Annotated in this window: 22 protein-coding genes; 10 read left to right on the plus strand and 12 right to left on the minus strand. The window is 66.8% G+C overall.

The features are described from left to right. The first annotated feature begins 566 nt into the window (after window positions 1-566). From VF194_RS13360 to trhA, 5 genes are all read left to right on the plus strand, one after another. Window positions 567-1,733, plus strand: a complete 1,167-nt coding sequence (locus VF194_RS13360; RefSeq protein WP_330891672.1) for an acetyl-CoA acetyltransferase — start codon at window positions 567-569, stop codon at window positions 1,731-1,733. Window positions 1,734-1,852: 119 nt separating this feature from the next. After that, complete coding sequence (locus VF194_RS13365) at window positions 1,853-2,845, plus strand: MDR family oxidoreductase (RefSeq protein ID WP_330891673.1); 993 nt, start codon at window positions 1,853-1,855, stop codon at window positions 2,843-2,845. Window positions 2,846-3,000: 155 nt separating this feature from the next. After that, window positions 3,001-4,794 carry a feruloyl-CoA synthase gene (locus VF194_RS13370; RefSeq protein WP_330891674.1) on the plus strand — a complete coding sequence of 598 codons (1,794 nt, stop codon included), beginning with the start codon at window positions 3,001-3,003 and terminating at the stop codon, window positions 4,792-4,794. An 85-nt stretch (window positions 4,795-4,879) separates the two neighbouring features. Beyond that, window positions 4,880-5,422, plus strand: coding sequence for a Spy/CpxP family protein refolding chaperone (locus VF194_RS13375; RefSeq protein ID WP_330891675.1), 543 nt, complete (start codon window positions 4,880-4,882; stop codon window positions 5,420-5,422). A 56-nt stretch (window positions 5,423-5,478) separates the two neighbouring features. Then, complete coding sequence (gene trhA / locus VF194_RS13380; protein ID WP_330891676.1) at window positions 5,479-6,144, plus strand: PAQR family membrane homeostasis protein TrhA; 666 nt, start codon at window positions 5,479-5,481, stop codon at window positions 6,142-6,144. Here the strand turns inward: trhA and VF194_RS13385 are convergent. The 3 genes from VF194_RS13385 to VF194_RS13395 are packed head-to-tail and all read right to left on the minus strand — an operon-like array spanning window position 6,115 to window position 7,734. After that, window positions 6,115-6,738 carry a DedA family protein gene (locus VF194_RS13385; RefSeq protein WP_330891677.1) on the minus strand — a complete coding sequence of 208 codons (624 nt, stop codon included), beginning with the start codon at window positions 6,736-6,738 and terminating at the stop codon, window positions 6,115-6,117. The two genes, trhA and VF194_RS13385, sit on opposite strands and share 30 nt — an antisense overlap. 16 nt (window positions 6,739-6,754) lie before the next feature. Next, window positions 6,755-7,540, minus strand: a complete 786-nt coding sequence (gene cysQ / locus VF194_RS13390; RefSeq protein ID WP_330891678.1) for a 3'(2'),5'-bisphosphate nucleotidase CysQ — start codon at window positions 7,538-7,540, stop codon at window positions 6,755-6,757. 8 nt (window positions 7,541-7,548) lie between these two features. Beyond that, window positions 7,549-7,734 carry a DUF3553 domain-containing protein gene (locus VF194_RS13395; protein WP_330891679.1) on the minus strand — a complete coding sequence of 62 codons (186 nt, stop codon included), beginning with the start codon at window positions 7,732-7,734 and terminating at the stop codon, window positions 7,549-7,551. A 112-nt stretch (window positions 7,735-7,846) separates the two neighbouring features. On the opposite strand from VF194_RS13395, the gene VF194_RS13400 reads away from it, so the two are divergent. After that, on the plus strand, window positions 7,847-8,464 hold the full coding sequence (locus tag VF194_RS13400) for a histidine phosphotransferase family protein (RefSeq protein WP_330891680.1): 618 nt from the start codon (window positions 7,847-7,849) through the stop codon (window positions 8,462-8,464). 17 nt (window positions 8,465-8,481) lie between these two features. Beyond that, window positions 8,482-10,173, plus strand: coding sequence for a gamma-glutamyltransferase (ggt, locus tag VF194_RS13405; RefSeq protein WP_330891681.1), 1,692 nt, complete (start codon window positions 8,482-8,484; stop codon window positions 10,171-10,173). A gap of 89 nt (window positions 10,174-10,262) precedes the next feature. On the opposite strand, the gene ctrA is transcribed toward ggt, so the two are convergent. Further along, the gene (gene ctrA / locus VF194_RS13410) at window positions 10,263-10,985 is read right to left on the minus strand and encodes a response regulator transcription factor CtrA (protein WP_330891682.1); all 723 of its coding nucleotides are present in this window, start codon (window positions 10,983-10,985) and stop codon (window positions 10,263-10,265) included. A gap of 230 nt (window positions 10,986-11,215) precedes the next feature. Between ctrA and fliI the strand changes: the two genes are divergently transcribed. Next, window positions 11,216-12,547 (plus strand): flagellar protein export ATPase FliI, encoded by a 1,332-nt coding sequence (fliI, locus tag VF194_RS13415; RefSeq protein WP_330891683.1) that lies wholly within the window; start codon window positions 11,216-11,218, stop codon window positions 12,545-12,547. Window positions 12,548-12,568: 21 nt separating this feature from the next. Further along, on the plus strand, window positions 12,569-13,006 hold the full coding sequence (locus tag VF194_RS13420; RefSeq protein WP_330891684.1) for a hypothetical protein: 438 nt from the start codon (window positions 12,569-12,571) through the stop codon (window positions 13,004-13,006). A 20-nt stretch (window positions 13,007-13,026) separates the two neighbouring features. Here the strand turns inward: VF194_RS13420 and VF194_RS13425 are convergent, their stop codons facing one another. Both VF194_RS13425 and VF194_RS13430 read right to left on the minus strand, forming a co-directional pair. Next, on the minus strand, window positions 13,027-13,935 hold the full coding sequence (locus VF194_RS13425) for a DMT family transporter (protein ID WP_330891685.1): 909 nt from the start codon (window positions 13,933-13,935) through the stop codon (window positions 13,027-13,029). Between the two features lie 57 nt (window positions 13,936-13,992). Beyond that, the gene (locus VF194_RS13430; RefSeq protein ID WP_330891686.1) at window positions 13,993-14,868 is read right to left on the minus strand and encodes a LysR substrate-binding domain-containing protein; all 876 of its coding nucleotides are present in this window, start codon (window positions 14,866-14,868) and stop codon (window positions 13,993-13,995) included. Between the two features lie 91 nt (window positions 14,869-14,959). Here VF194_RS13430 and VF194_RS13435 point away from each other — a divergent pair, with 91 nt between their 5' ends. Further along, window positions 14,960-15,871 carry a DMT family transporter gene (locus tag VF194_RS13435; protein WP_330891687.1) on the plus strand — a complete coding sequence of 304 codons (912 nt, stop codon included), beginning with the start codon at window positions 14,960-14,962 and terminating at the stop codon, window positions 15,869-15,871. Here VF194_RS13435 and VF194_RS13440 read toward each other — a convergent pair. From VF194_RS13440 to fliN, 6 genes are read right to left on the minus strand one after another with little or no spacing between them, the layout of a single operon-like run. Beyond that, complete coding sequence (locus tag VF194_RS13440) at window positions 15,868-17,814, minus strand: hypothetical protein (RefSeq protein WP_330891688.1); 1,947 nt, start codon at window positions 17,812-17,814, stop codon at window positions 15,868-15,870. The two genes, VF194_RS13435 and VF194_RS13440, sit on opposite strands and share 4 nt — an antisense overlap. 13 nt (window positions 17,815-17,827) lie before the next feature. Then, window positions 17,828-18,658: a MinD/ParA family protein gene (locus VF194_RS13445; RefSeq protein ID WP_330891689.1), complete on the minus strand. Its 831-nt coding sequence runs from the start codon at window positions 18,656-18,658 to the stop codon at window positions 17,828-17,830. After that, on the minus strand, window positions 18,655-19,749 hold the full coding sequence (locus VF194_RS13450) for a hypothetical protein (protein WP_330891690.1): 1,095 nt from the start codon (window positions 19,747-19,749) through the stop codon (window positions 18,655-18,657). Before VF194_RS13450 ends, VF194_RS13445 begins: the two co-directional genes overlap by 4 nt. A gap of 17 nt (window positions 19,750-19,766) precedes the next feature. Beyond that, the gene (gene flhA, locus VF194_RS13455) at window positions 19,767-21,896 is read right to left on the minus strand and encodes a flagellar biosynthesis protein FlhA (RefSeq protein ID WP_330891691.1); all 2,130 of its coding nucleotides are present in this window, start codon (window positions 21,894-21,896) and stop codon (window positions 19,767-19,769) included. 36 nt (window positions 21,897-21,932) lie between these two features. Next, window positions 21,933-23,297 (minus strand): sigma-54 dependent transcriptional regulator, encoded by a 1,365-nt coding sequence (locus tag VF194_RS13460; RefSeq protein WP_330891692.1) that lies wholly within the window; start codon window positions 23,295-23,297, stop codon window positions 21,933-21,935. A gap of 49 nt (window positions 23,298-23,346) precedes the next feature. Beyond that, window positions 23,347-23,685, minus strand: a complete 339-nt coding sequence (fliN, locus tag VF194_RS13465) for a flagellar motor switch protein FliN (RefSeq protein ID WP_330891693.1) — start codon at window positions 23,683-23,685, stop codon at window positions 23,347-23,349. Between the last annotated feature and the right edge of the window lie 39 nt (window positions 23,686-23,724).

A 23,724-nucleotide genomic window follows, 5' to 3' on the forward strand; every position in this document is an offset into this window, starting at 1 on the left:
ACTCGCGGGCCGGCATAAGCTGATAAGCGAAAGCCTGCCGAATATGTTCGCCCGATGGCAATAACTTTTTGGAAACAGGGATAAAATTGGCACTCGCCGCGGATGGCTGCCAGCCGGACGGGCACTCCGGCGCGTCACCTCGGGCGAGCCGGCTGTCCGCCGGTGAGATCCGCAAGCTAGACATGGGATTCCGGCCCGCGCGGCACGGCGAAAAGCGCCGCGTGGCCGGAATGACCGGGAGAGCAACGGGAAATCAAGGCCTTGCCACGGAAGACCAATCACTTAGCCCGGAAGCGAATGGAATTTGGCTGGCGTCAATCGGACCGGATCGGCTCCGACTGGCAGCCAATCGGCTTCGATCGGCCGGCAACCGGCCCGGAACGGGATCGCATGGTCTGGCGCCTGCCCGGCCTGCCTTGGCGGCAGCTTGACTTAAAGGCGGCGGCCCCTCTCTTATTTCCGACCGCGCGTTCGCAATCCGATTTGCCAATCGCGCGGCGCAAACACCGAGCAGACTACGCAAGCACGGATTACCCGAACCCTGGCAAGAGAAAAGGACGAGAGCCATGACCGCCTGCATCGTTGGTTGGCAGCACAGCAAATTCGGCAAACTGGAAGGGCGCGACGCCGAGGATTTGGTCGTCGAGGTTGCCGTCGGCGCCATCAGGGATGCGGGGCTGGAGCCGAAGGATATCGACGCCATCTATCTGGGCCATTTCAACGGCGGGCTGACCGATCAGGAGTTCACCGCCTCGCTGGTGCTGCAGGCCGATCCGGGCCTGCGCTTCAAGCCGGCCACCCGCGTCGAGAATGCCTGCGCCACCGGATCGGCGGCGGTCTATCAAGGCCTGGCGGCGATTGCGGCCAAGCAGGCGCGCTTCGTGCTTTGCGTCGGCGTGGAGAAGATGACGTCGGCGCCGAACGACGTGGTCGGCAACGTGCTGCTGAAGGCGAGCTACCGCAAGAGCGAGGTGTTCAACGAGGGCGGCTTCGCCGGCGTGTTCGACGCCATCCAGAGCCAGTATTTCCAGCGCTATGGCGACCAGTCCGACGCCACCGCGATGATCGCCGCGAAGAATCACAAGAACGGCAGCAAGAATCCGCTGGCGCATATGCAGAAGGATTTCGGCTACGATTTCTGCCGCACGGTTTCCGACAAGAATCCGCTGGTGGTCGGCGGCATGCGGCGCACCGATTGCTCGATGGTTTCCGACGGCGCCGCCGCGCTGGTGCTGACCGACGTGCAGACGGCCCTGGGCATGAAGAAGGCGATCGCCTTCCGCGCCGCCAAGCATGTGCAGGACTTCCTGCCCATGGCCAAGCGCGACGTGATCGCCTTCGAGGGCCCGGCCAGGGCCTGGGCCGACGCCTTGGGCGAGGCGGGGCTCAGCGTGTGGGATCTGTCCTTCGCCGAAAGCCATGACTGCTTCACCATCGCCGAGCTGATCGAATACGAGGCGATGGGGCTGACCGCGCCGGGCCAGGGCGCCAAGGCCATCAAGGAGGGCTGGACCCAGCCCGACGGCAAGCTGCCGATCAACCCCTCGGGCGGCCTGAAATCGAAGGGCCATCCGATCGGCGCCACCGGCGTTTCCATGCATGTAATGGCGGCCATGCAGCTTTCCGGCACGGCCGGCGACATCCAGGTGAAGGATGCCAAGCTCGGCGGCGTGTTCAACATGGGCGGCGTCGCCGTGGCGAATTACGTCTCGATCCTCGAGCCGCTGCGCTAAGGGCCGCGCTCGCCAAAACTGTCATGGCCGGCTCCGCACCGGCCATGCACATCTATTGCCAGAAACGCGAAAGACCGGGACAACCCGGGCAGGACGCATCAGAGGGAGTGATACCGACAATGCCCGAGACCTTCCGCGCCGTGATGATCGAAGAGGTGGACGGCAAGCCCAAGGCCGGCTTCAAGCAGATCGGCAAGGACGATCTGCCCAAGCACGACGTGCTGGTCGAAGTGGCCTATTCGACGCTCAACTACAAGGACGGTCTGGCGCTCACGGGAGGCCGCATCGCGCGCAAGATGCCGCTGGTGGCCGGCATCGACCTCGCCGGCACCGTGGTGGTCTCGGCCAATCCGGAGTTCAAACCGGGCGATCAGGTGCTGGTCAACGGCCATGGCCTCTCCGAGACGCAATGGGGCGGCTATGCGAAATTCGCCGCGCTGAAAAGCGAATGGCTGGTGCGGCTGCCGGAAGCCTTCTCGCCGCAGGAGGCGATGGCGATCGGCACGGCGGGCTATACCGCGATGCTCTGCGTGCAGGCCCTGGAAGATGCCGGGCTGAATGCCAATGACGGCGGCGAGGTGCTGGTGACCGGCGCGGCCGGCGGCGTCGGTTCGATCGCGGTCATGCTGCTGGCGCAGAAGGGCTACAAGGTCACCGCCTCGACCGGCCGGCCCGAAACGCATGATTATCTGAAAGGCCTCGGCGCCAGCGGCTTCATAAACCGCGCCGAGCTGGCGCAGAAAAGCCCTGCCCTGGGGAAGGAGCGCTGGGCGGCGGCGGTGGATTCCGTCGGCGGCCAGACGCTGGCCAGCGTGCTTTCGCAGGTGAAGTACGGCGGCTGGGTGGCGGCCTGCGGCCTGGCCGGCGGCGCCGATCTGCCGGCAAGCGTCTTCCCCTTCATCCTGCGCAATGTGAGCCTGCTCGGCGTCGATTCGGTCATGGCGCCGATGCACAAGCGCAAGCGCGCCTGGTGGCAGCTCGCCAAGGACCTGCCCAAGGACAAGCTGACCGCGGCGACGCAAGTTCACCCGCTGTCGCAGATTTTCGAGCTGGCGCCGAAGATTCTCGCCGGCCAGGTGCGTGGCCGCGTCGTCATCGACGTCAACGCCTGATAGCCGCATCCAACCCGTCCAGCGCGGAAAGCGGCGGGGAATTTATCGCCGCGCCGGGAGAGAGGACCGCCTGCCCTCTTGAGCGCCGCGCCGCTTTGGGCCATGATCTCCCCAAATTGTAATGCAGAGTTACAAAACTCTGCGGGGAGGGAACGATGATGCAAGGCACGAAAGGTCCTGCTGCCAAACCGCCATTTGCGCCGCTGGCCCTGGCGACGCCGCGGGTGCGCCGCGTGACGCGCGAGGATGGCAGCTTCATCCTGGAATCGGAAGACCCCCTGGGCGATTACGCGCCGCATATGGGCCTGCTGCTGCGCCAGCAGGCCTCGGCGCAGCCCGACGCCGTCTTCCTGTCCGAACGCGACGGGGCCGGCGGATGGCGCGAGGTGACCTACGGCCAGGCCTGGCAGGCGGCGCGCCGCATCGCCCAGGCGCTGATCGATCGCGGGCTGGATCAGATGCGGCCCGTGCTGATCCTCTCGGGCAACAGCATCGATCATGCGCTGCTCATGCTCGGCGGATTCGTCGCCGGCGTGCCGGTGGCGCCGGTCAGCACCGCCTATTCGCTGATGAGCGGCGACCTTGCCAAGGTGCATCACATTTTCAACCTGGTGCGGCCCAAGCTGGTCTTCGCCGCCGGCGCGCCTTTCGCCAAGGCACTGGCCAGCCTGCCCGGAAATGTCGAGCAGGTGACCGACCTCTCCGTTTTGCTGGCCGCCGAACCCACCGCGGCCGTCGATGCCCGCTTCAACGAGATCGGTCCCGACTGGACCGCCAAGTATCTCTTCACCTCGGGTTCGACCGGACTGCCGAAAGGCGTGATCAACACGCATCGCATGATGGCGAGCAACCAGCAGGCGATCGCGCAGATCTGGCCCTTCCTGCAGGAGACGCGTCCGGTGCTGCTCGACTGGCTGCCGTGGAACCACACCTTCGGCGGCAATCACAATTTCAACATGGTGCTGCGCAACGGCGGCAGGCTGCATATCGACGAGGGCAAGCCGGCGCCGGGCCTGGTGGAGAAGACCGTGGCGAACCTGCGCGAGGTTTCGCCGACCGTCTATTTCAACGTGCCGGCCGGCTACGCCATGCTGGTGCCGCATCTGGAGAAGGACGAGGCGCTGTGCCGCAGCTTCTTCAAGAATCTGCAGCTCATCTTCTATGCCGGCGCCGCCCTGCCGCCGGATCTGTGGTCGCGGCTCGAAGCGTTGTCGATCAAGACCTTGGGCCATCGCGTGCCGATGACCTCGTCCTGGGGCTCGACCGAGACGGCGCCGATGGCGACCGCGGCGCATTTCATCATCGAGCGCGCCGGCGTGATCGGCGTGCCGGTGCCGGGCGTGCAGCTCAAATTCGTGCCCAATGGCGGCAAGCATGAAATCCGCGTCAGGGGGCCGAACGTTACGCCCGGCTATATCGGCAACCCCGAACAGACCGCCAAGGCCTTCGACGAGGAGGGCTTCTATTGCATCGGCGATGCCTGCAAGCTGGCCGACGCGGACGATCCGAACAAGGGCCTCCTGTTCGACGGCCGCATCGCCGAGGATTTCAAGCTGATGACCGGCACCTGGGTGCATGTCGGCGGCGTGCGCGTCGCCGCCCTGTCGGCCTGTTCGCCGCTGCTGCAGGATGCCGTGGTGACCGGTCAGGACCGCCCCTATATCGGCCTGCTGGCCTGGCCGACCGCCGCCGCAAAGGACATGCCGGCAGACGAACTGGCGCGGCAGATTGCCGCAAAGCTTGCCGCCTACAACGCCACCCAGGGCGGCTCGTCGATGAAAGTCAGGCGCGTCGTGCTGCTCTCCGAGCCGCCATCGATCGACGCCAACGAGATCACCGACAAGGGCTACATCAATCAGCGCGCCACGCTGGAACGCCGCCATGCCGATGTGACGCGGCTTTATGCCGATCCGCCCGGCGCCGGCGTGATCACCGTCACCGACAATTGAAGCCTGCCGGACTAGTCTCGCCGCCGATTACATCCGTGCCGCCGAATGTCGTGCGGGTGACGTTGCATTCAGTGGAGAGACAGCCATGGCGCGGCGCTTCGTCGCCCTCCTGGCGCTTGGCGTGGGCTTGGCCGCCGGGTTCGCGCTCGGCAGCGTGGGGCGCGGCCTGATCGATGCCCCGGCCGATGCCGCGTTCGATCCGTCGCATGTCGTCTCCGGCGCAGAGACGGTCGGGCAGGAAGACGAGCTGACCGCGGAGCGCAACCTGTTCCCGGGGCCGCAGACGGCGATCGCCATGGCCGACCAACTCGGCCTGGATATCGAGCAGAAGCGGCAGCTCTATGAGCTGCAGCAGAGGATCGACAGCGAGTCCATCGCTTTGAGCCGGCATATCCTGCGCGAGGAGCGCCGGCTGGATCGCGCCTTTGCCGATGGTACGGTCGACATCGCCCATGTCGATGCGATCACTGCCCGGATCGGAGAACTGCAGGCGCGGCTTCGCGCCCTGCGCCTGCGCGCGCATGTGGCGACGCATGATCTGCTTCACCCCGAACAGCTGCTGCGCTTCGCCGCCTTGCGCGGCTTCGAGCCGGCGCCGGCCTCCGAGCGGGACGAACTCGAAGACTGACCAAAAAGCCTTCTCGCCTTCATGGATTCGCCGCATTTCGAATCCATCCTATATTTATGTCCATGCAGTCCACCGCCAAACAGATCGCGGCCCGCAGCTTCAGCCGCGCCGAATTCATCGCCGATGCCGTGGTCCATCTGATCGGGCTGGCGTTCGGCATCGGCGCCTGCACCGCCCTGGCCGTGCTCGTCATCCTCAAGCCGGACCTGTCGCGGCTGGTCAGCCTGAGCATCTACGGCCTCGGCCTGATGGCGATGCTGGTCTGCTCGGCGCTCTACAACATGACCAGCCATGCCGAATGGAAGGCACTGTTCCGCCGCTTCGATCATGCCGCGATCTTCGTCATGATCGCCGGCAGCTATACCCCTTTCAGCCTGATCGTGATCGGCGGCAATTGGGGTATCGGCCTGCTGGCCTTCGTCTGGCTGGTGGCGATCGCCGGCGTGATCGTCAAATTGCTCGATCCCGGCCGCCATGAGCGGCTGTCGGTCGTCGCCTATCTGCTGCTCGGCTGGGCCGTGCTGGCGGTGCTGCGGCCGTTGCTGAACAATGCCTCACTGGCCGGACTGATCCTGTTGCTGGGCGGCGGCGCGCTTTACAGCATCGGCGTGGTATTTCACATGTGGGAGCGGCTGCCCTATCAGCGGGCGATCTGGCATGTCTTCGTGCTGGCCGCCGCCGCCTGCCATTTCTCAGCGATCCTGCTCGAGGTCGCGATCTGATCCGGATGCCGCCGGTGGCGGGCCGGCGACCTTGCGGTTGAGGCGCTGTCCGATCCAGCGCGCCAGCGCAACGAAGACGATGCCGAGCACCACCGCCGCCAGCAGGCGATGTTCGATCTGCTGCAGCTTGCCGATCATGCTCTCGACCGCCGCGCCGAACAGATAGCCGATGGTTCCGAAACTGGCGGCCCAGATGGCGGCAGCGATCACGTTGAGGATGATGAAGCGCCGGGCCGGCACGTTGCTGAGGCCGATCGCCCAGGGCGCGACCGAGCGGATGCCGTAGAGAAAGCGGAAACCGAGCAGGAACAGCGTCGGCCGCCGCTCCAGCCAGCGCGTCGCCAGCGCGAACCGCGCGGCAAGTCCGGGCCGCCTGGCCAGCCAGCGCTTGCCGTGATGGCGCGACAACGCGAACCAGAGCTGATCGCCCGAAACCGAGCCGATGAAGGCGGCCAGAATCACCAGATCGAGCCGCAGATAGCCCTGATGCGCGGCAAAGCCGGCCAGCACCAGGATCGTCTCGCCTTCCAGGAACGTACCGGCCAGGATCGCCCAGTAGCCGAACTGATCGATCAGATGTGCAATCGTCTCCATGATCGCGGCTCGAAGGCTAGGCGCCGCGGGCAATGAAGCCCGGATTGCGAAATCCCGGCTTGCCGTAGGTGAGCGGCCGATTGTCCTCCATGCTCAGCACGGCGCCGCCGGCCGCCTCCAGCACCGCCTGGCCGGCCGCGGTGTCCCATTCCGAGATCGAGGCGAAGCGCGGATAGAAATCGGCGGCGCCCTCGGCGATGCGGCAGAATTTCAGCGACGAGCCGATGCTGGCGGTCTTCGGCTCCACCTGCCGCCGCAGCCAGTCATCGGTCTGAAGATCGCGGTGGCTGCGGCTGATCAATGCGATGGCGCCGCCCGGCGGCACGGCGCGGACGCGGATCGCCACGCCGGTCCTGTCCTCGCGGCCGTGAAACCGGCGCGCGCCCTGCGGCGTGCCGAGCCAGGCGATGCCACGCCCCTGCTCCAGTGCCGGCGCCAGCACGACGCCATGAGTCGGCCGGCCGCGCTCGATCCGCGCGATATTGACGGTGAACTCGCCGTTGCGGGCGATGAATTCGCGCGTGCCGTCCAGCGGATCGACCAGCCAGAAGGGATTCGTGCCGACCTGGGGAATATCGCCGCGCGCCGATTTTTCCTCCGCCACCACCGGCATGCCCGGCGTCAGCCGTTCCAGCCCGGCGAGGATGATGCGCTCGGCCGCCTCGTCGGCATCGGTGACCGGGCTGTGGTCGGCCTTGGCGCGGCTTTTGAAATCGTCGGCGTAGACCGCCATGATGGCCGCGGCGGCCTCCCAGGCAAGCGTCAGCAGAGCGGGGCCAAGCCGGTCCTGTTCGGTCGTCATTATTCGCTTTACTCGTCTTCTTCCGGGGCCTCGATCGGCGTCAGCGGCACCTGATCGGTGTTGATCAGCTGCTTGCCGGCATGCAGGAAATTGACCGTCACCCGGGCGCCGATGGCCGACTGGACCTGACCAGGTCCCCAATCCGGTTCCAGCGGATTTTTCACCCAATCGCCGGGGGCATAAGGCGCCAGCATGATGCTCCTTGAGCCGATCGCGGTTGAACCGCTGCGGCGTCCATTTTAGACAGGAGCTAAGCTTAGACCCTGCGGGTCGATCCCGCCACCCGCGCCGCTGAAGGATTTGACGATGCCCGCTGCCGAAGAGCTGGACCTCATCGCGCTGATTTGTTCCCGGCTGTGCCACGACCTCGCCGGCAGCATCGGTGCCGTGAACAACGGCGTCGAGCTGCTGGCCGAGGAGAGCGATGCCGCGATGCGCGAGGAAGCCTTCGGCCTGATCGCGCAGTCGGCGCAGGACGCGGCGCGTCGGCTTGCCTTCTTCCGCCTCGCCCTGGGAGCCTCGGGCGATATCGGCGAGCCGATGGCGTTCACCGAACTGTCGCGGGTAGCGCAGAATTATTTCGCCGGCGGCAAGATCGCGCTCGCCATGCCGGCGGCCGATGCGACCCTGCCCAAGCCGCTGGCCAAGGCCGTGCTGCTTGGCCTGCTGCTGGCGGCGCAGGCGCTGCCGCGCGGCGGCAACCTGCAACTGGCCCCGGCGGGCCGGAACTGGCGGATCGCGGCACGGGGCCCGATGCTGCGCTGGCCGGACACGTTGAGCACGGCCCTGGCCGAAACGGCCGACTGGCCGCGCGAGCCGCTGCCGGCCCTGGCGCGCTATGCGCAGCGGCTGAGCCGCAGCGCCGGCTGCCGGTTTTCCACCGAGATCGACGAGACGGAGATCCGCCTCGAATTCCTGAGCTGATCATCACGGAGGACGTCATGGGCGGATCCAATTGGCGCATGCGGGCGGGCGTTGCCTTCGCCTGCGAGAAAACACCGGTCAGCGCCAGCCGCGGCATGGTGGTGACCAATCATCCGCTCGCCTCCGCCGCCGGGATCGAAATGCTGGCCGCTGGCGGCAACGCCGTCGACGCCGCGATCGCCGCCCTGTTCACGCTCAGCGTGGTCGAGCCGATGATGGTCGGCATTTTCGGCGGCGGCATGGCGCATATCCGGCTTGCCGATGGCTGCCATGCCGTGATCGACGGCTTGAGCTGCGCGCCGCAGGCGGCCCGCGCCGACATGTACAAGCCCATCAGCGACGAGCCGGGCCTGGATTATCTGGAAACCGAAGGCCGCGCGAATGCGGTCGGCGCCAGGGCGGTCGCCGTGCCGGGCAACCTGAAGGCCTGGTGCGAGACGCTGGCGCGCTTCGGCCGCATGAGCCTTGCCGATGTCATCGAGCCGGCGATCCGCCACGCATCGCGCGGCTTCACGGTGACGCCGTATCTGTCCGGCTGCATCGGCGAAGCCGCCGCCGACATGGCCAGGGATGCGGAAATCGCCCGGCTTTACCTGCCGGACGGCAAGCCGCTCGCGGCCGGCGCCAGGCTGGTGCAGAGCGACTATGCCGAAACCCTGCGCCGCATCGCCAAGGACGGGCCCGCGCTGCTGTATGGCGGCGGGCTGGGACAACAGATCGCCGAAGCCATCAGGGCGGCCGGCGGCCTGCTGGCGCTGGAGGATCTGAAGGCGTTCCAGGTCGTCGAACGCGCTCCGGTGCGCGGCCCCTATCGCGGCTTCGAGATCATCGGCCCGCCGCCGCCCTCCTCCGGCGGCGTCCACGTGATCCAGATGCTCAACATCCTGGAAGACTTCGATCTGGCCGCCATCGGTTTCGGCTCGACCGATCATTTGCACCTTTTGGCGGAGGTGTTGAAGATCGCCTTTGCCGACCGCGCGGCGGCCACCGCCGATCCGGCCTTCGTCGACGTGCCGGTCGAACGGCTGATCTCGAAGCAATACGCATCCGAGCGGCGCGCGCAGATCGACATCACCCGCGCGCAAAGCTGGAGCGCGGGCGTTGCGGCGGGAGAATCGCCGAATACCACGCATGTCACGGTGGCCGACCGCGAGGGCAACGTGGTGGCCAGTACGCAGACGATCAATTCGCTGTTCGGCGCCCGCTTCCTGCTGCCCGGCACCGGCGTGATCCCGAACAACTACATGTACCTGTTCGATCCGCATCCGGGCAAAGCCCTGTCGGTGGCACCCAATAAGCGCATCACCACCTCCCAGGCGCCGGTGATGGCGCTCAAGGACGGCAAGCCGGCTTACGCGCTCGGCCTGCCGGGCGGCCTGCGCATCTTCGGCTCGGCCATGCAGGCCCTGGTCAATCTGATCGATTTCGGCATGGGCCTGCAGGAAGCGGTGGAAGCGCCACGGCTATGGACGCAGGGCCAGCAGGTGGAACTGGAGCCGGGCTATGCGGTCCGGGGCGAGGCGCTGAAAAGCCGGGGCCATGACGTGCTGCCGGTACCGAGCGTCGGCGGCGGCATGAACGCCATCGCTTTCAATGCCGACGGCAGCATGAGCGGCGCGGCCTGCTGGCGCGCCGACGGCACGCCGATGGGCCTTGGCGGCGGCCTGGCGCGCGCCGATGTGCGCTTCTGGCCGGATCTGCGGCGCTAGGGGCCCGGCATAGTATCTGCGACGCTGGGGCGAGGAAAACAAAAAAGCCGGCATCAAAGCCGGCTTTTTCCCCGGTAATCTGCAAACGGCTATCTTGCCCCGACGGCGCGCTTGGCGCCGGGCTGCGCCACCGGCTCGACCTGATCGCGCAGCACATAGCCGCGGCCCCAGACCGTCTCGATGTAATTCTCGCCGCCGGTGGCGGCGGCGATCTTCTTGCGCAGCTTGCAGATGAACACGTCGATGATCTTCAACTCCGGCTCGTCCATGCCGCCGTAGAGATGGTTGAGGAACATCTCTTTGGTGAGCGTCGTGCCCTTGCGCAGGCTGAGCAGCTCCAGCATGGAATATTCCTTGCCGGTCAGGTGCAGCCGCGCGCCATCGACCTCGACCGACTTGGCATCCAGGTTGACGGTCAGCTTGCCGGTCTGGATCACCGATTGCGAATGGCCCTTGGCGCGGCGCACGATGGCATTGATGCGCGCAACCAGTTCGTCCTTGTTGAAGGGCTTGGTGAGGTAATCGTCGGCGCCGAAGCCGAGGCCCTTCACCTTCTTGTCCGGCTCGTTCATGCCGGAGAGGATCAGGATCGGCGTATTGACCTTCGCCGCCCGCAACTTTTTCAGCACGTCATAGCCGTGCATGTCCGGCAGGTTCAGGTCGAGCACGATGATGTCGTAGTCATACAGCTTGCCGAGGTCCAAACCCTCTTCGCCATACTCCGTACGGTAGACATTGAAGCCTTCCTGGCCGAGCATCAGTTCGATGCTCTTGGCCATCGACGCATCGTCTTCGATTAGCAGCACACGCATGGCACCCCCCAGCTCGTCTGCCCCAAGGTCAATTCCCAATCCTGTATAGTTACCATCGTTAACAAACAAAGTTAACGATTTATTGCGCCAGGGGGTTTGGATTCGTTAACCCTGCATCCGCAGGGGTGCTAGGATCGGCCTCGGCTCTGGCGGAAAGCCGCCGCTTTCGGGCCTTTACCGGCGATTAAGGCTTTGAGCCTAGGGTGTTTTTCGTCAGTTGCGAGGCGCCGATGCACAGCCTGTTGATGGATCTCGAGCGTATCAGGGATGTCAGTTTCACCGGCCGGGTGACCTCGATCCAGGGGCTGCTGGTTGAGATTGCCGGGGTCGAGCGCCATCTGTCGATCGGCTCGCGCGTGCATGTCGCCACCCGCGACGGCCGCAAGGTCGAGTGCGAAGTGGTGGGCTTCCGGCAAAACCGGGCGCTGCTGATGCCCTATGGTTCGCTGGAAGGCGTCGGACTCGGCTGCCGCGCCACGGTTGGCGAGGACCAGCCGGTGGTCTATCCCGACAATACCTGGCTGGGCCGCGTCATCGATGGCCTCGGCCGGCCGCTGGATGGCGGCGCGCCGCTCGCCAACGGCACGCGCCCCTACCCGCTGCGCGCCAATCCGCCACCGGCCAACATGCGCAAACGGGTCGGCCCCAAGATCGACCTCGGCGTGCGCTCGATCAACACCTTCATCTCCTGCTGCCGCGGCCAGCGCATGGGCATCTTCGCCGGCTCGGGCGTCGGCAAGTCGGTGCTGCTCTCCATGATGGCGCGCTATACCGAGGCCGACGTCAACGTGGTCGGCCTGATCGGCGAACGCGGCCGCGAGGTGCAGGAATTCATCGAGGACGATCTCGGCAAGGAAGGCCTGGCGCGGACCGTGATCGTGGTCGCCACCTCCGACGAGCCCGCCCTGGTGCGCCGCCAGGCCGCCTATATGACGCTGGCGGTGGCGGAATATTTCCGCGACCAGGGTTTGCAGGTGCTGTGCCTGATGGATTCGGTGACCCGCTTCGCCATGGCGCAGCGCGAGATCGGCCTGTCCGGCGGCGAGCCGCCGACCACCAAGGGCTATCCGCCGACCACCTTCGCCGAATTGCCGCGCCTGCTGGAGCGCGCCGGCCCCGGCGTCAACGATGGCAGCATCACCGGACTGTTCACCGTGCTGGTCGACGGCGACGACCATAACGAGCCGATCGCCGACGCCACGCGCGGTATTCTCGACGGCCATATCGTCATGGAACGCGCCATCGCCGAACGCGGCCGCTATCCGGCGATCAATATCCTGCGTTCGATCTCGCGCACCATGCCGGGCTGCAACACCGACGACGAGAATATGCTGGTCACGCGCGCCCGGCAGCTGATGGCGACCTATGACGACATGGCCGAGCTGATCCGGCTCGGCGCCTATCGCATGGGCTCGGATCCCAAGGTGGACGAGGCGATCCGCTATCAGCCGCTGCTGGAGGAATTCCTCAAGCAGCAGAAGTCGGACCGCTCGACCCTGGCGGCGGGCTATGCGCGCCTGGCCGAAATCTTTTCCGAAGACGATGCCGCGGCGGCGGCATAGGACAGCAGGCGAATATAGATCATGCGTGGCGTGGACGGCCTGATCCGGCTGTGGAAATGGCGGCTTGACGAGCGGCGGCGCATCGTCGTCGATTTGGAGATTCTGCGCGCCGGTATCGAGCGGCAGATGGCCAAGCTCGATGAGGAACTGGAATGGGAGCGCAAGGTCGCGACCCAGAATTACGACGCCAGCTTCGGCTTCACCAGCTATCGCAAGGCCAACCGCGAGCGGCATGCCAATCTGGAAGTCTCGCGCGAAGAGGTCATCGACCGCATCAAGGCGGCGCAGGAAGAGGTCAACGCCGCTTACCGCGAATTGAAGAAATACGAGCTCGTGCTCGAGAACTGGGAGCGCCGCGAGCGCCAGAAGCAGGAGCGCCGCGAACAGGCCGAAATGGACGAGGCGGGGCTCACCGGCTTCCGCCGCCGTCAGGAGCAGCCGGACAGCCAGACCGGCTGATCGACCCGGTATCCGTCGCCCTATCTTCGAAACACTTTCAATACCCGCCCGTCGATGGCGGCAAGCCCCAGTGCAATGGCGACCATGCCGGCGAGATGCCGCAAAGCCAGCGTCTCGCCCAGGACCAGTACGCCAAGCAGGATGGCGCTGACCGGCACCAGCAAGGTGACGAGATTGACGTTGCTGCCGGCGGCGACCATGATACGGAAGTAGATCACGAAGCCCAGCGCGGTCGACAGCGCGGCAAGCGCGACGATGGCGGCGATCGACTGCCAGGACGGAAGCGGGATCTGCCAGCCCTGTTCGACAAGCAGCGCCAGCGGCAGCAGGATCGCCGAGGAGGCAATGAACTGCCCGCCGGCAACCTGCATCGGCTTCACGCCCAACCGCGCGAAGCGCCGGCTGTAGACCGCACCGAAAGCATACGACAGGGTTCCCAGCAGGCAGGCGCCCTGCGCCAGCACGTTGCGCCCCAGGCCCGACAGCAGATCGACGCCGATCATCACCGCCACGCCGGCGAAACCCAGCAGCACGCCGAGCAGCCGGCCCGGCGTCAGCTTCTCGTCCGCGGTGAAGACATGCGCCACCAACACCGTGAAGATCGGCGTGGTCGCATTGAGGATCGAGGCAAGGCCGCTCGGAATCTGGGTCTGCGCCCAGAAGAACAGGCCGAAGGGAATGGCGTTGTTGAGCAGGCCCGCCATCCCGAAGGCCCGCCAGACCTCTCCCCGCCAGGGCAGCGTCAGCCCGGACAGTCGCAGCACGCCCTGCAATATCACGGCCGCCAGCAGCACGCGGATCGCGGCGATGGTCAGCGGCGGCACTTCGCGGACGGCCACGCCGACGAAGAAGAAGGAACCACCCCAAAGAACGGAAAGCGCGCCGAGCAGCAGCCAGCTCTGCACGGTCATATGATTGTTTGCCTGCATGGCGACGGGTACCCCAAAAGCCTCGTAAGCTAGCCGCTTGTTACGCCGGCGGCGTCTTCAAGCGGCACGGGCAGGCAGCAATTGCGCCGAACGAGCGATGAAGCGCGCCAAATCCTGCGCCGCCGCGGCGCGCTTGCCCGTCGCGACATGGCTGACCAAAGCGATATCGCCAAGTTTCGGCAAGCGCAACGCACGATGATCCACCGCCTTCAAATTGCCGCGATCCGAAGCAGCCGTAAGAATGGAGAGTCCGATGCCCGCCGCGACGGCAGCCTGCAGGCCGGCGATGGAAGGACTGGTATAGACGATGCGCCATGGCCGGCCGGCTTCGTCGAGCGCCGCCGTGACGCGATCACGAAACAGACAGCCGGGCGGAAACAGACAGAGCGGCACCGGCTCGTCCCGATCGAGCGTGAAACCCGGACCGGCGAGCCAGACCAGCGGATCGACGCGCAGCCTTTCGCCGCTGCGATCCTCCGGCAATTGCTTGACGACGACGAGATCGAGCTCGCCCTGACGGAAACGGCGCAGCAGCGCCACCGAGAGATCGCAGACCACGCTCAGATGCAGTTTGGGATGCACGCGGCTGAACTCGGCCAGCGCCTTGGGCAGCGACAGCGTCGCGAAATCCTCCGCCACGCCAAGCCGCACCTCGCCGCTATGGCTCACCCCGCCGATGGCGGCGCGCGCCTCGTCATGCAGGCTGAGCAGGCGGCGCGCATAGGCCAGCATGCGGTCGCCCTCCTCGGTGAGTTGCAGGCTGCGGGTGTCGCGCAGCAGCAGCTGCGCATTCGCCGCCTGCTCCAGGCGCTGCACCTGCTGGCTGATGGTCGATTGCGTGCGGTTCAGCTTGGCCGCCGCACGGGTGAAACCGCCGGTTTCGGCAACGGCAACGAAAGCGCGCAAGAGGTCGATATCGAAATCCTGGGCCATGCCGGACGCCCCGCATTTATCGGAAAACTCGATAGAAAATATCCTATCATTTAATTTCCAAATGACAATGCCGGGGGCTATCTCCGGCTCCATGAGCGAGACCAGCCTCCCCCTCACCGCCCCTCCGAGCAGCATCGCGGAACGCCTGCAGGCTTTGCTGCTGCTCGCCCTGTTCTGCTTCCTGTGGAGCTCGGCCTTCACCGCCGCCAAGATCGGCATTGCCGATTGCCCGCCCCTGCTGCTGGCGATCCGCTTTCTGCTCGGCGGCGCTGTGCTGTCCGGCGTCGTGCTGTGGCGCCAGGGACCGGCGGCGTTCGGACATCGCGAGGAATGGGGCAGGCTGGCGCTGCTGGGCCTGTCGAACCACGCCTTCTATCTGTGCCTGGGCTATGTCGCCATGCAGACGATCTCGTCCGGGCTGGCCGCGGTGATCATCAGCACCAATCCGATCCTCACTGCCGCTCTTGCCGCCTTGCTGCTGGGCGAGCGGTTCACATGGCGCAAGGGACTCGGCCTGCTGCTCGGCCTGCTCGGCGTCGCCGTCATCCTGCGCAGCCGGCTCAGCTTCGGCGCCGACGATCATATCGGCATGCTGTTCAGCATCGGGGCGGCGATCGGGCTGGCGGGCGGCACGATCCTGTACAAGAAGCTGCCGACCAGAAGCGATCCGACCGCCGGCCTGAGCATTCAATTGCTGGCCGCTGGTGCCGGCCTGCTGCCGGTGGCCCTGCTGCTGGAAGACGCCGGCACGATCCGTTGGGGCATCGGCCTGATCGGCGCCTTGCTTTACCTTGCCATCGCAGTCTCGATCGGCGCCTATGGGCTGTGGTTCATGCTGTTGCGCCGCGGCTCGGCAACGAAAGCCAGCAGCCTGCATTTCCTCATGCCGCCGCTCGGCCTGCTGCTGGGGCATGTGGTGCTGGGCGAGCCGCTGATCGCGGTCGACTTCCTCGGCATCCTACCGGTCGCGCTTGGCATCTGGCTGGTGACCAGGACGCGCTAGGCCTTGATCTCGCGGGTCGGGCCGCCGGCGTCGAGTTCCGGGCTGGGCCAGGCCAGCGGCGCCTGGCGATCATGGAACCGGATCGACCCGGTCATGCCGGTAACCTCCAGCGCATTGGTGAAGATATCAGTGACGTCCAGCCTGAAGGCGGGGCCGAATTCGCTTTCCGAACGCAGGATGAGGTCGAGCTGCTTGCTGCTGACGAAGCCGTCGAACTGGATCGGTCCGGTGCTTTCCAGGTTGAAATCGATGATGAAGCGGGTCTGGTTCTGCCGCTTCTTCGCATCGCGGCGGCGGCGCATGAAGATCTGTACCGGCTCGACCTTGCCGCCGATCAGCATCGGCATCACCAGCGCCTGCCAATCGTTGCCGCTCTGACGCTGATTGAGGCGGCCAAGCTCCTTGAAGTCGTCGTCCAGCTTGCGGACCAGATCGCCGCGGCCCTTCTGCTCGAGCTTGCGCACCGCCTCGCTGCCGAGCCAGGCCTGGGCATTGCCGGCTGCGGCGGCGGCCATGAAATTCAGCGCCGCTGCCGCCAGCCGCGCATTGGGCTGCGGCAGCAGGTCGGTCTGCAGCCGCTCGGCCAGCGTCGGATCCGCGGCACGGATGGCATCCAAGGTCTGCTGCAAGGCCGGCCACTCTCCCTGCAGCCGCGCCAGCACGCCGCTCAGCGGCGCGGGCGCCAGCGTTGTCGTTGCCGGCGTCGGCGGCGGGGTGATCGCGGCCAGTGCAAACGAAATCTGCGTGCCGGCCGGCAAGGGCTGCGGCAGCGCCAGCGAAAGCAGGCCTTGCGGGGTGGACACCAGCACCTGGCCGCTCGGGCTGCTCTGACCGGAGACGATGCCGGTGATCGGGCTGCCGATCGCGGCGGCTGCCGCCGGGTTCGCTGCCGGAACCGATGGCGGACCGGGCGCGGCAGGTATGGCGCCGGACGGCGATGCCGTCGGAGCCGCCGCGGCCGCGGGCGTCGCCGGCTGTGCAGTGACAGATGGCTGAATGAGAGGCTGCCGGATGGCAGGCGGCTCGATCGCGGAGTGTTGAACGGCGGACTGAACAGCGGACTGAGCGGCGGACGGCGGCGCCGACACCTGAGCAGCCACGGCGCTGCCAGCCGCGGGCGAGCCGGACGGCGCCGGCGCCGCCGTCACCTGAGCCGGTGACGATTGCGGGCTGGATGCGCCCGGCGCCGCCTGGCCAGGAGGCGGCGATGCAATTTCCGCGGCGGCCGATGGCGCCGGTGACGCGGCGGCTGGCAGGCTGACGCTTTGCACGACGATCTGCACGCGGCTGCCCGGCGGCAATGCCGCCGCGACTGGCGCGGCAACGGGTGCAGCAGTGGGCGCGGACGAAGAAGGCAGCACCACGGCCTGCAATGTCTGCCCGGCTTGCGGCGGCACCGGCGGCACAAAGGCCGCCGGCTGCGGCGGCGCGGCGGCGAGGGCAAGCTGCGCCGCGGTCGGCGGCTGCACCAGCGCAGCCAGCGGCGGCTGCAGGGCGACGCCATTGGCGCTGAGCACCGTCGCCTGCTGTGGATTTTCCGGATTGAGCTGCAGGCGCAACGCCGCGTTCAGCACCGCCACATTGGCCTGTGCCAGCACGGTGGCCAGATTGTTGAACGCCAATGTGGTGCCCGCGGCGGTGCGCGCGAGCAAAGTCGCGCCATCCTGCGCCACCACCTGAGCCGTGAACTGTCCGCCGGAGGCCAGCGCCCGCAAGGCCTCGGAAATCCGGGTTGCGGCATCCGCGCCTGGCGCCGGCGGCTGCGGCGCGGTCTGCCCAGCTGGCGGAGGTTGCGGTGCGGACGGCGGAGCCGGCTGCGGCGCCGCCTGCGGATTCGCAGCAGGCTCCGTCGGCGGCGCGGTCTGCGGCGATGTGGGCGCCGGATCGCCCTGGCCGGTTGGCGCTGCCGGCTGGATCGGCGGAATCGAGCCGATCTCGCTCACCGGCAGCTCGCGATCAGAGCTGCGCCGCCTGTGGCGCGCGCATCAGGCTGCCGGCCAAAGCCTCGACATCTTCCGCCGCCTCGCACATCGGATGGCGGGTCAGAAGCGGCACCTGGTTGCGGATCGCGTCGCGCACCTTGTCGTCGCGCCGGATCACGCCGGCCAGCGGCGGCGAATATTTCAGGAAATTCTCCGCCGCCTTGTTCAGCTTGGCATAGGTGCGCTCGCCCTCGCGGGCGGTCGGCGCAATGTTGATGACGACGCGCACATCGGCATTGCGGTCGGCCATGCGGGTCAGCTTGATATAGGCATAGGCATCGGTCAGCGCGGTCGGCTCGTCATTGGTCACCACCAGCGTGACGCCGGCTGCGGCCGAGAAGGTGCGCACCACCGCATCGACGCCGGCGCCGAGATCGATGATCACCCGGTCGTAGCTTTTCGCCAGCAGGACGAGCTCGTCGCGCAGGCCGCTGAGCGCCGCCGGCTCGAGCGTCGCCAGCGAAGCCGAACCGGACTTGCCGGCGATGATGTCGAAGCCGGCTTCGGACGGCATGATCGCATCGGCCAGGCCGAAGCGGCCGGCGATGACGCTGCCGAGATCGCGATCCGGCATCAGACCGAGCTGGATATCGACATTGGCCAGGCCGATATCGCCGTCGAACAGCAGCACGCGCTGCCCCTGACGGGCGAAGCAATGCGCCAGGGTCACCGACAGCCAGGTCTTGCCCACGCCGCCCTTGCCCGAGGCAACGGCGACGATGTTGGATTGACGCAGCGGCGCGGCCGGATGGTGGACCGGACGTGCGGGGGAAGGCGGCACAGGCGTCATGGTTGTCACAGTCATTCAGCAGCCCTGAGTGAAGCAGGTTTAGCGGCATAAGGTTGACGAGTCGTTGCTTCGCCGGCGGCGGCGGACATTTCCGCGGCGAGCGCATCGGGATCGGCCAGCAGGCGATGTGCCAGGCCGAGCGCATCGAGCCGCTCGAAGCCCTTGCCCACGAAGGGGCTGGCACCGGCATCGGCGAAGGCCAGGCCGCCCAGATCGGCGGCGGCAATGAGCGCACCGAGCCGCCGGGCGGCGTCGAGGCGGGTGGCGATGAAGCAGCGGGCGCCCAGCGCGGCGGCCTGGGCGGCCAGTTCGCCGGCCTCCATGGCATCGGTGCCGGCGGCAAAGACCGCCACCGGCTCGGCGCCGCTCGCCTGGATCAGGGTCTTCAGCGCGCGCCGTTCGGCGGCGGCATGCAGATTGATGCCGGCGGTATCGACCACCAGTTTCGCTGCGGCCGGGACCGCGTCGACCGCGGCAGCCAGTTCCTGCTCGCCGGAGACGTCGAGGAACGGTGCGTCCATCACGCGGCAGAGCGCGGCAAGCTGCTCGCCGGCCGCGGCGCGGCTGGCATCGCAGGAGATCACGTAAACCGGCCGGCGTTCCCGGACGCAGCGGGCCGCGATCTTGGCGACGGCGATGGTCTTGCCGCTGCCCGGCGGGCCGATCAGGATCAGCGGCCGGTTGTCGCCGCTCAGGCCGGGGAAGCGGTAGCTTTCGTCCAGCGCTTCGGCCAGGGCGCCGACCGGATCGTCCAGGCCGACCTGCAAGGCCGCCTCCGTCAGGCGGTCGGCGGTGCGGCCGGGCACGCCATGCCAGGCAAGCACGGCGGCGAACAATTCGCGCAGATCGGACGCCGGTGCGGCGGCATCGGAAAAATCCTCGTCGGGAACGAACAGCCGGCCGTTGCCCTGGCCAAAGCGCAGGGCCTGCGCCTGCTCGGTGGCGAAATCCTCGTCGATGCGCTGCTCGACCGCGGCGGTGATCTCGACCCCGCCGCCGTGGCGGCGCGTATTGGTCGATACGATGATTGCGTCCTCGCCCAAGGCGGCGCGCACGAGGTCCATCGCCTCGCTCATCGTCGCCGCCTGGAAAGTCTTGAGTCGCATCCCCGTCTATCCCGTCCTCAGATCTGCGCCAGCGTGCGCAGCCGCGCCTTCGGATGAATCTCCTGCTGCGACATCACTACAGTGGCCGGCCGGAACCGCTCTATGATGGAGCGCACATAGGGCCTGATCGTCGGGCTGGTCAGCAGCACGGGAACATGGCCCTCGCTGGCCAGCCGCTCGAAGGTCTGGCGCACCTGCGCGATGAAGTCCTGCAGCTTGCTGGGCTGCATGGAGAGCTGGCGATCCTCGCCCTGGCCGATCAGCGCCTCGGCGAAATTCTGCTCCCATTGTGGCGACAGCGTCACCAGCGGGATGAAGCCGTCCGGGCTGACATTGGCATTCGAGATCTGCCGCGCCAGCCGCGAGCGCACATGCTCGGTAATCTGGGTGATGCTCTGCGTATAGCCGGTGGCCTCGGCGACCGCCTCCAGGATGGTCGCCAGATCGCGGATCGAGATGCGCTCGGACAGCAGGTTCTGCAGCACGCGCTGCACGCCGTTGACGTTGATGCGGCCCGGAATCACCTCGCTGACCAGCTTCTCGTTGCTCTTCTTCAGTTCCTCGATCAGCTTCTGCGTCTCGGCAAAGCTGAGCAGGTCCGCCATGTTGTCCTTCACCACCTCGGTCAGGTGGGTGGTGATCACGGTGCCGGGATCGACCACCGTGTAGCCGCGGAACATCGCCTCGTCGCGCATGGCTTCGTCGACCCACATGGCCGGCAGGCCGAAGGTCGGCTCGATGGTGTCCTGGCCCTGCAGCGCAATGCGCTCGCCGCGCGGGTCCATCACCAGCAGCATGTTCGGCTTGACCTCGCCGCGGGCGGCCTCGACCTCCTTGACGCGGATCACGTAGGTCGTGCCGGGCAGCTGCATGTTATCCAGGATGCGCACGCTCGGCATGATGAAGCCCATGTCGATGGCGATCTGCCGGCGCAGCGCCTTGATCTGGTCGGTCAGGCGATAGCCGCGCGCATCGTTGATCAGCGGCAGCAGGCTGAAGCCGAGTTCGAGCCGCAGATCGTCGATGGCGAGCGCATTGGTGACCGGCTCGTCCAGCGGGTTCATCGGCGGCGGCGGCTCGGGCGGCGGCACGAAGGCGGCAAGGCGCGCCTTCTTCTCCTGCTGCCAGGCAGCGTAGGCAAGCCCGCCCGAGACCAGGCCGAGCAGCATGAACGGCAGGAACGGCATGCCCGGGATCAGCGCGAAGCATGCGGCGAGCACGCCGGCCATGCCCAGGCCCTTGACCGAGGAAAGCTGCGAGGACAGCGCCTTGTCGGTCGAGCCGGTGACGCCGCCCTTCGAGACCATGATACCGGCGGCGACCGAAATGATCAGCGCCGGAATCTGCGAGACCAGACCGTCGCCGACGGTGAGGATCGAATAGGTGTTGACCGCCTGGGCAAAGCTGAGGCCGTTCTGGATCACGCCGATCAGGATGCCGCCGATCAGGTTGATGAAGGTGATCAGCAGGCCGGCGACGGCATCGCCGCGGACGAATTTCGAGGCACCGTCCATCGAACCGAAGAAGCTCGATTCGTCTTCCAGCTCCTTGCGGCGCGTCCGGGCAGTCGCTTCGTCGATCAGGCCCGACGACATGTCGGCGTCGATCGCCATCTGCTTGCCCGGCATGGCGTCCAGGGTGAAGCGGGCCGACACCTCGGCGATGCGGCCGGAACCCTTGGTGATGACGACGAAGTTCACGATCACCAGGATCGCGAAGACGATGATGCCGATCACCAGGTTGCCGCTCATGATGAACTGGCCGAACGCCTCGATGATGTGGCCGGCGGCGTCGGTGCCTTCATGGCCATGGCCGAGGATCAGACGGGTCGAGGCCAGGTTGAGCGCCAGCCGCAGCATCGTGGTGATCAGCAGAACGGTGGGAAACGAGCTGAATTCGAGCGGCCGCTGAATGAACAGGCAGGTCATCATCACCAGCACTGCCGAGGTGACCGAGACCGCCAGGGCGATATCGAGCAGCCAGGTCGGCATCGGCAGGATGAGCACCGACAGGATGGCCATGATGCCGGCGGCGAGCATGATGTCGCCGTGCTGGCCGATCCCGCGCAGGCGCGCGAACAGATCGCCTGCTCCGGCCCCGCCCGCCGCAGCGCCAGCCGGCGCCTCCGCCGGTGCGTTCTCTGCCATCCCCTCTTCTCCTTACCCCTGCGAAGCGGCGGCTGCTCAGGCCGTCGCCCGCGACCCCTCGTTTGCCGCAGGAACGGCAACGCCTTCGTCGGAATACTGCTTCAGCTTGTTGCGCAAGGTGCGGATCGAAATCCCCAGGATGTTCGCCGCATGCGTACGGTTGCCCAGGCAATGCTTCAGCGTATCGATGATCAGATCCCGTTCGACATCGGCGACGGTACGGCCGACCAGCGACGCGGCGGGCACCGCCCCGGCGGCCGGCTCGGCAACGGCGCCGCGGCCGATGGCATCGGCCAGGGCCGTGCCGTCGGGCAGGCGGATGTCGGCCAGCTCGATCTGCGGCCCCATCGCCAGCAGCACGGCGCGATGCATGGTGTTTTCCAGCTCGCGCACATTGCCGCGCCAGGGTGCCTGCTTCAGCGCCTCCAGCGAGGCCGGCGACAACGGGCGCTCGGGCACGCCGTTTGCCTCGGCATACTTCTTCACGAAATGCGTCGCCAGCAGCTCGATATCGGCCGGCCGCGTGCGCAGCGGCGGCAGCTTCAGATTGACGACGTTGAGGCGGAACAGCAGGTCTTCGCGGAAATTGCCCTTTGCGACTTCCTCGAGCAGATTGCGGTTCGAGGTGGCGATGACGCGGATATCGACCTTGACCGGCTTGGAGCCGCCGATGCGGTCGATCTCGCGCTCCTGGATCGCCCGCAGCAGCTTGGCCTGCAGGCGCACGTCCATCTCGCTGATTTCGTCCAGCAGCAGCGTGCCGCCATTGGCTTCCTCGAACTTGCCCAGGCGGCGCGCCACGGCGCCGGTGAAGGCGCCTTTCTCATGGCCGAAGAGTTCCGATTCCAGCAGCGTGTCGGGAATGGCGGCGCAGTTGACCGAGACGAAGGGACGCTCGGCGCGCGGCGATTTCAGATGGATGAAATGCGCCATCACTTCCTTGCCGGTGCCGCTTTCGCCGGTGATCAGCACCGAGGCCGAGCTGGGCGCGATCTGCTCGGCCAGCTTGACCACCTGGGCCATGGCCGGATCGCGGAACAGCATCTGATGGCTTTCTTCCGCCACCGCTTCCAGCACCGCCGCGATCAGATCGGCCTCCGGCGGCAGCGGCAGATATTCCTTCGCGCCGGCGCGGATCGCCGCCACCGCGGCGCGCGCATCGTTGCCGATGCCGCAGGCGACCACCGGGAGGCTGATCCGCTCTGCCTTCAGGCTCTCGACCAGATGCTTGACATCGAGACTGACATCGATCATGGCCAGATCGGCGCCGCGGCCGGACCGCAGCGCATGCATCGCCTGCTCGATATCCTCGACCTGCGCCACCTTGGCGCCGCGCTGCAGCGCGATGCGGGTTGCCGCACCAATCTGCCCGTTGAGCGTCCCGATGATCATCAGCCGCATGACCTAACCCAATCCCCTCTTAATCCGCACCGCCCGCCGCGCCGCTTGTTCAGCCGCCGCGGCCGCCCTTGATGATTTCCGTCATGGTCACGCCCAAGCGGTCTTCCACCACCACCACCTCGCCGCGCGCCACCAGCCGGTTGTTGACGTAGATGTCGATCGCCTCGCCGACCTTGCGGTCCAGCTCGACCACGGCGCCGCGGCCGAGCTTCAACAACTGGCTGACCTGCATGTTCGCCTTGCCCAGCACCGCCGAGACATGAACCGGAATATCGAAGACCGCCTGCAGGTCCGCCGCCGTGCGGGCCGCATTGGGATCTTCTTCATCCATCATGTCCTGGCCCTGGCCCAGGTCCTTCAATTCGAGATCGTCGTTGCCGTCCGCCATACCCATCACTCCTTCACCGCAGCCTGACCGGCCGCGGGC

This window comes from Ferrovibrio sp. (assembly GCF_036381655.1).
In the GTDB taxonomy this organism is placed as follows: domain Bacteria; phylum Pseudomonadota; class Alphaproteobacteria; order Ferrovibrionales; family Ferrovibrionaceae; genus Ferrovibrio.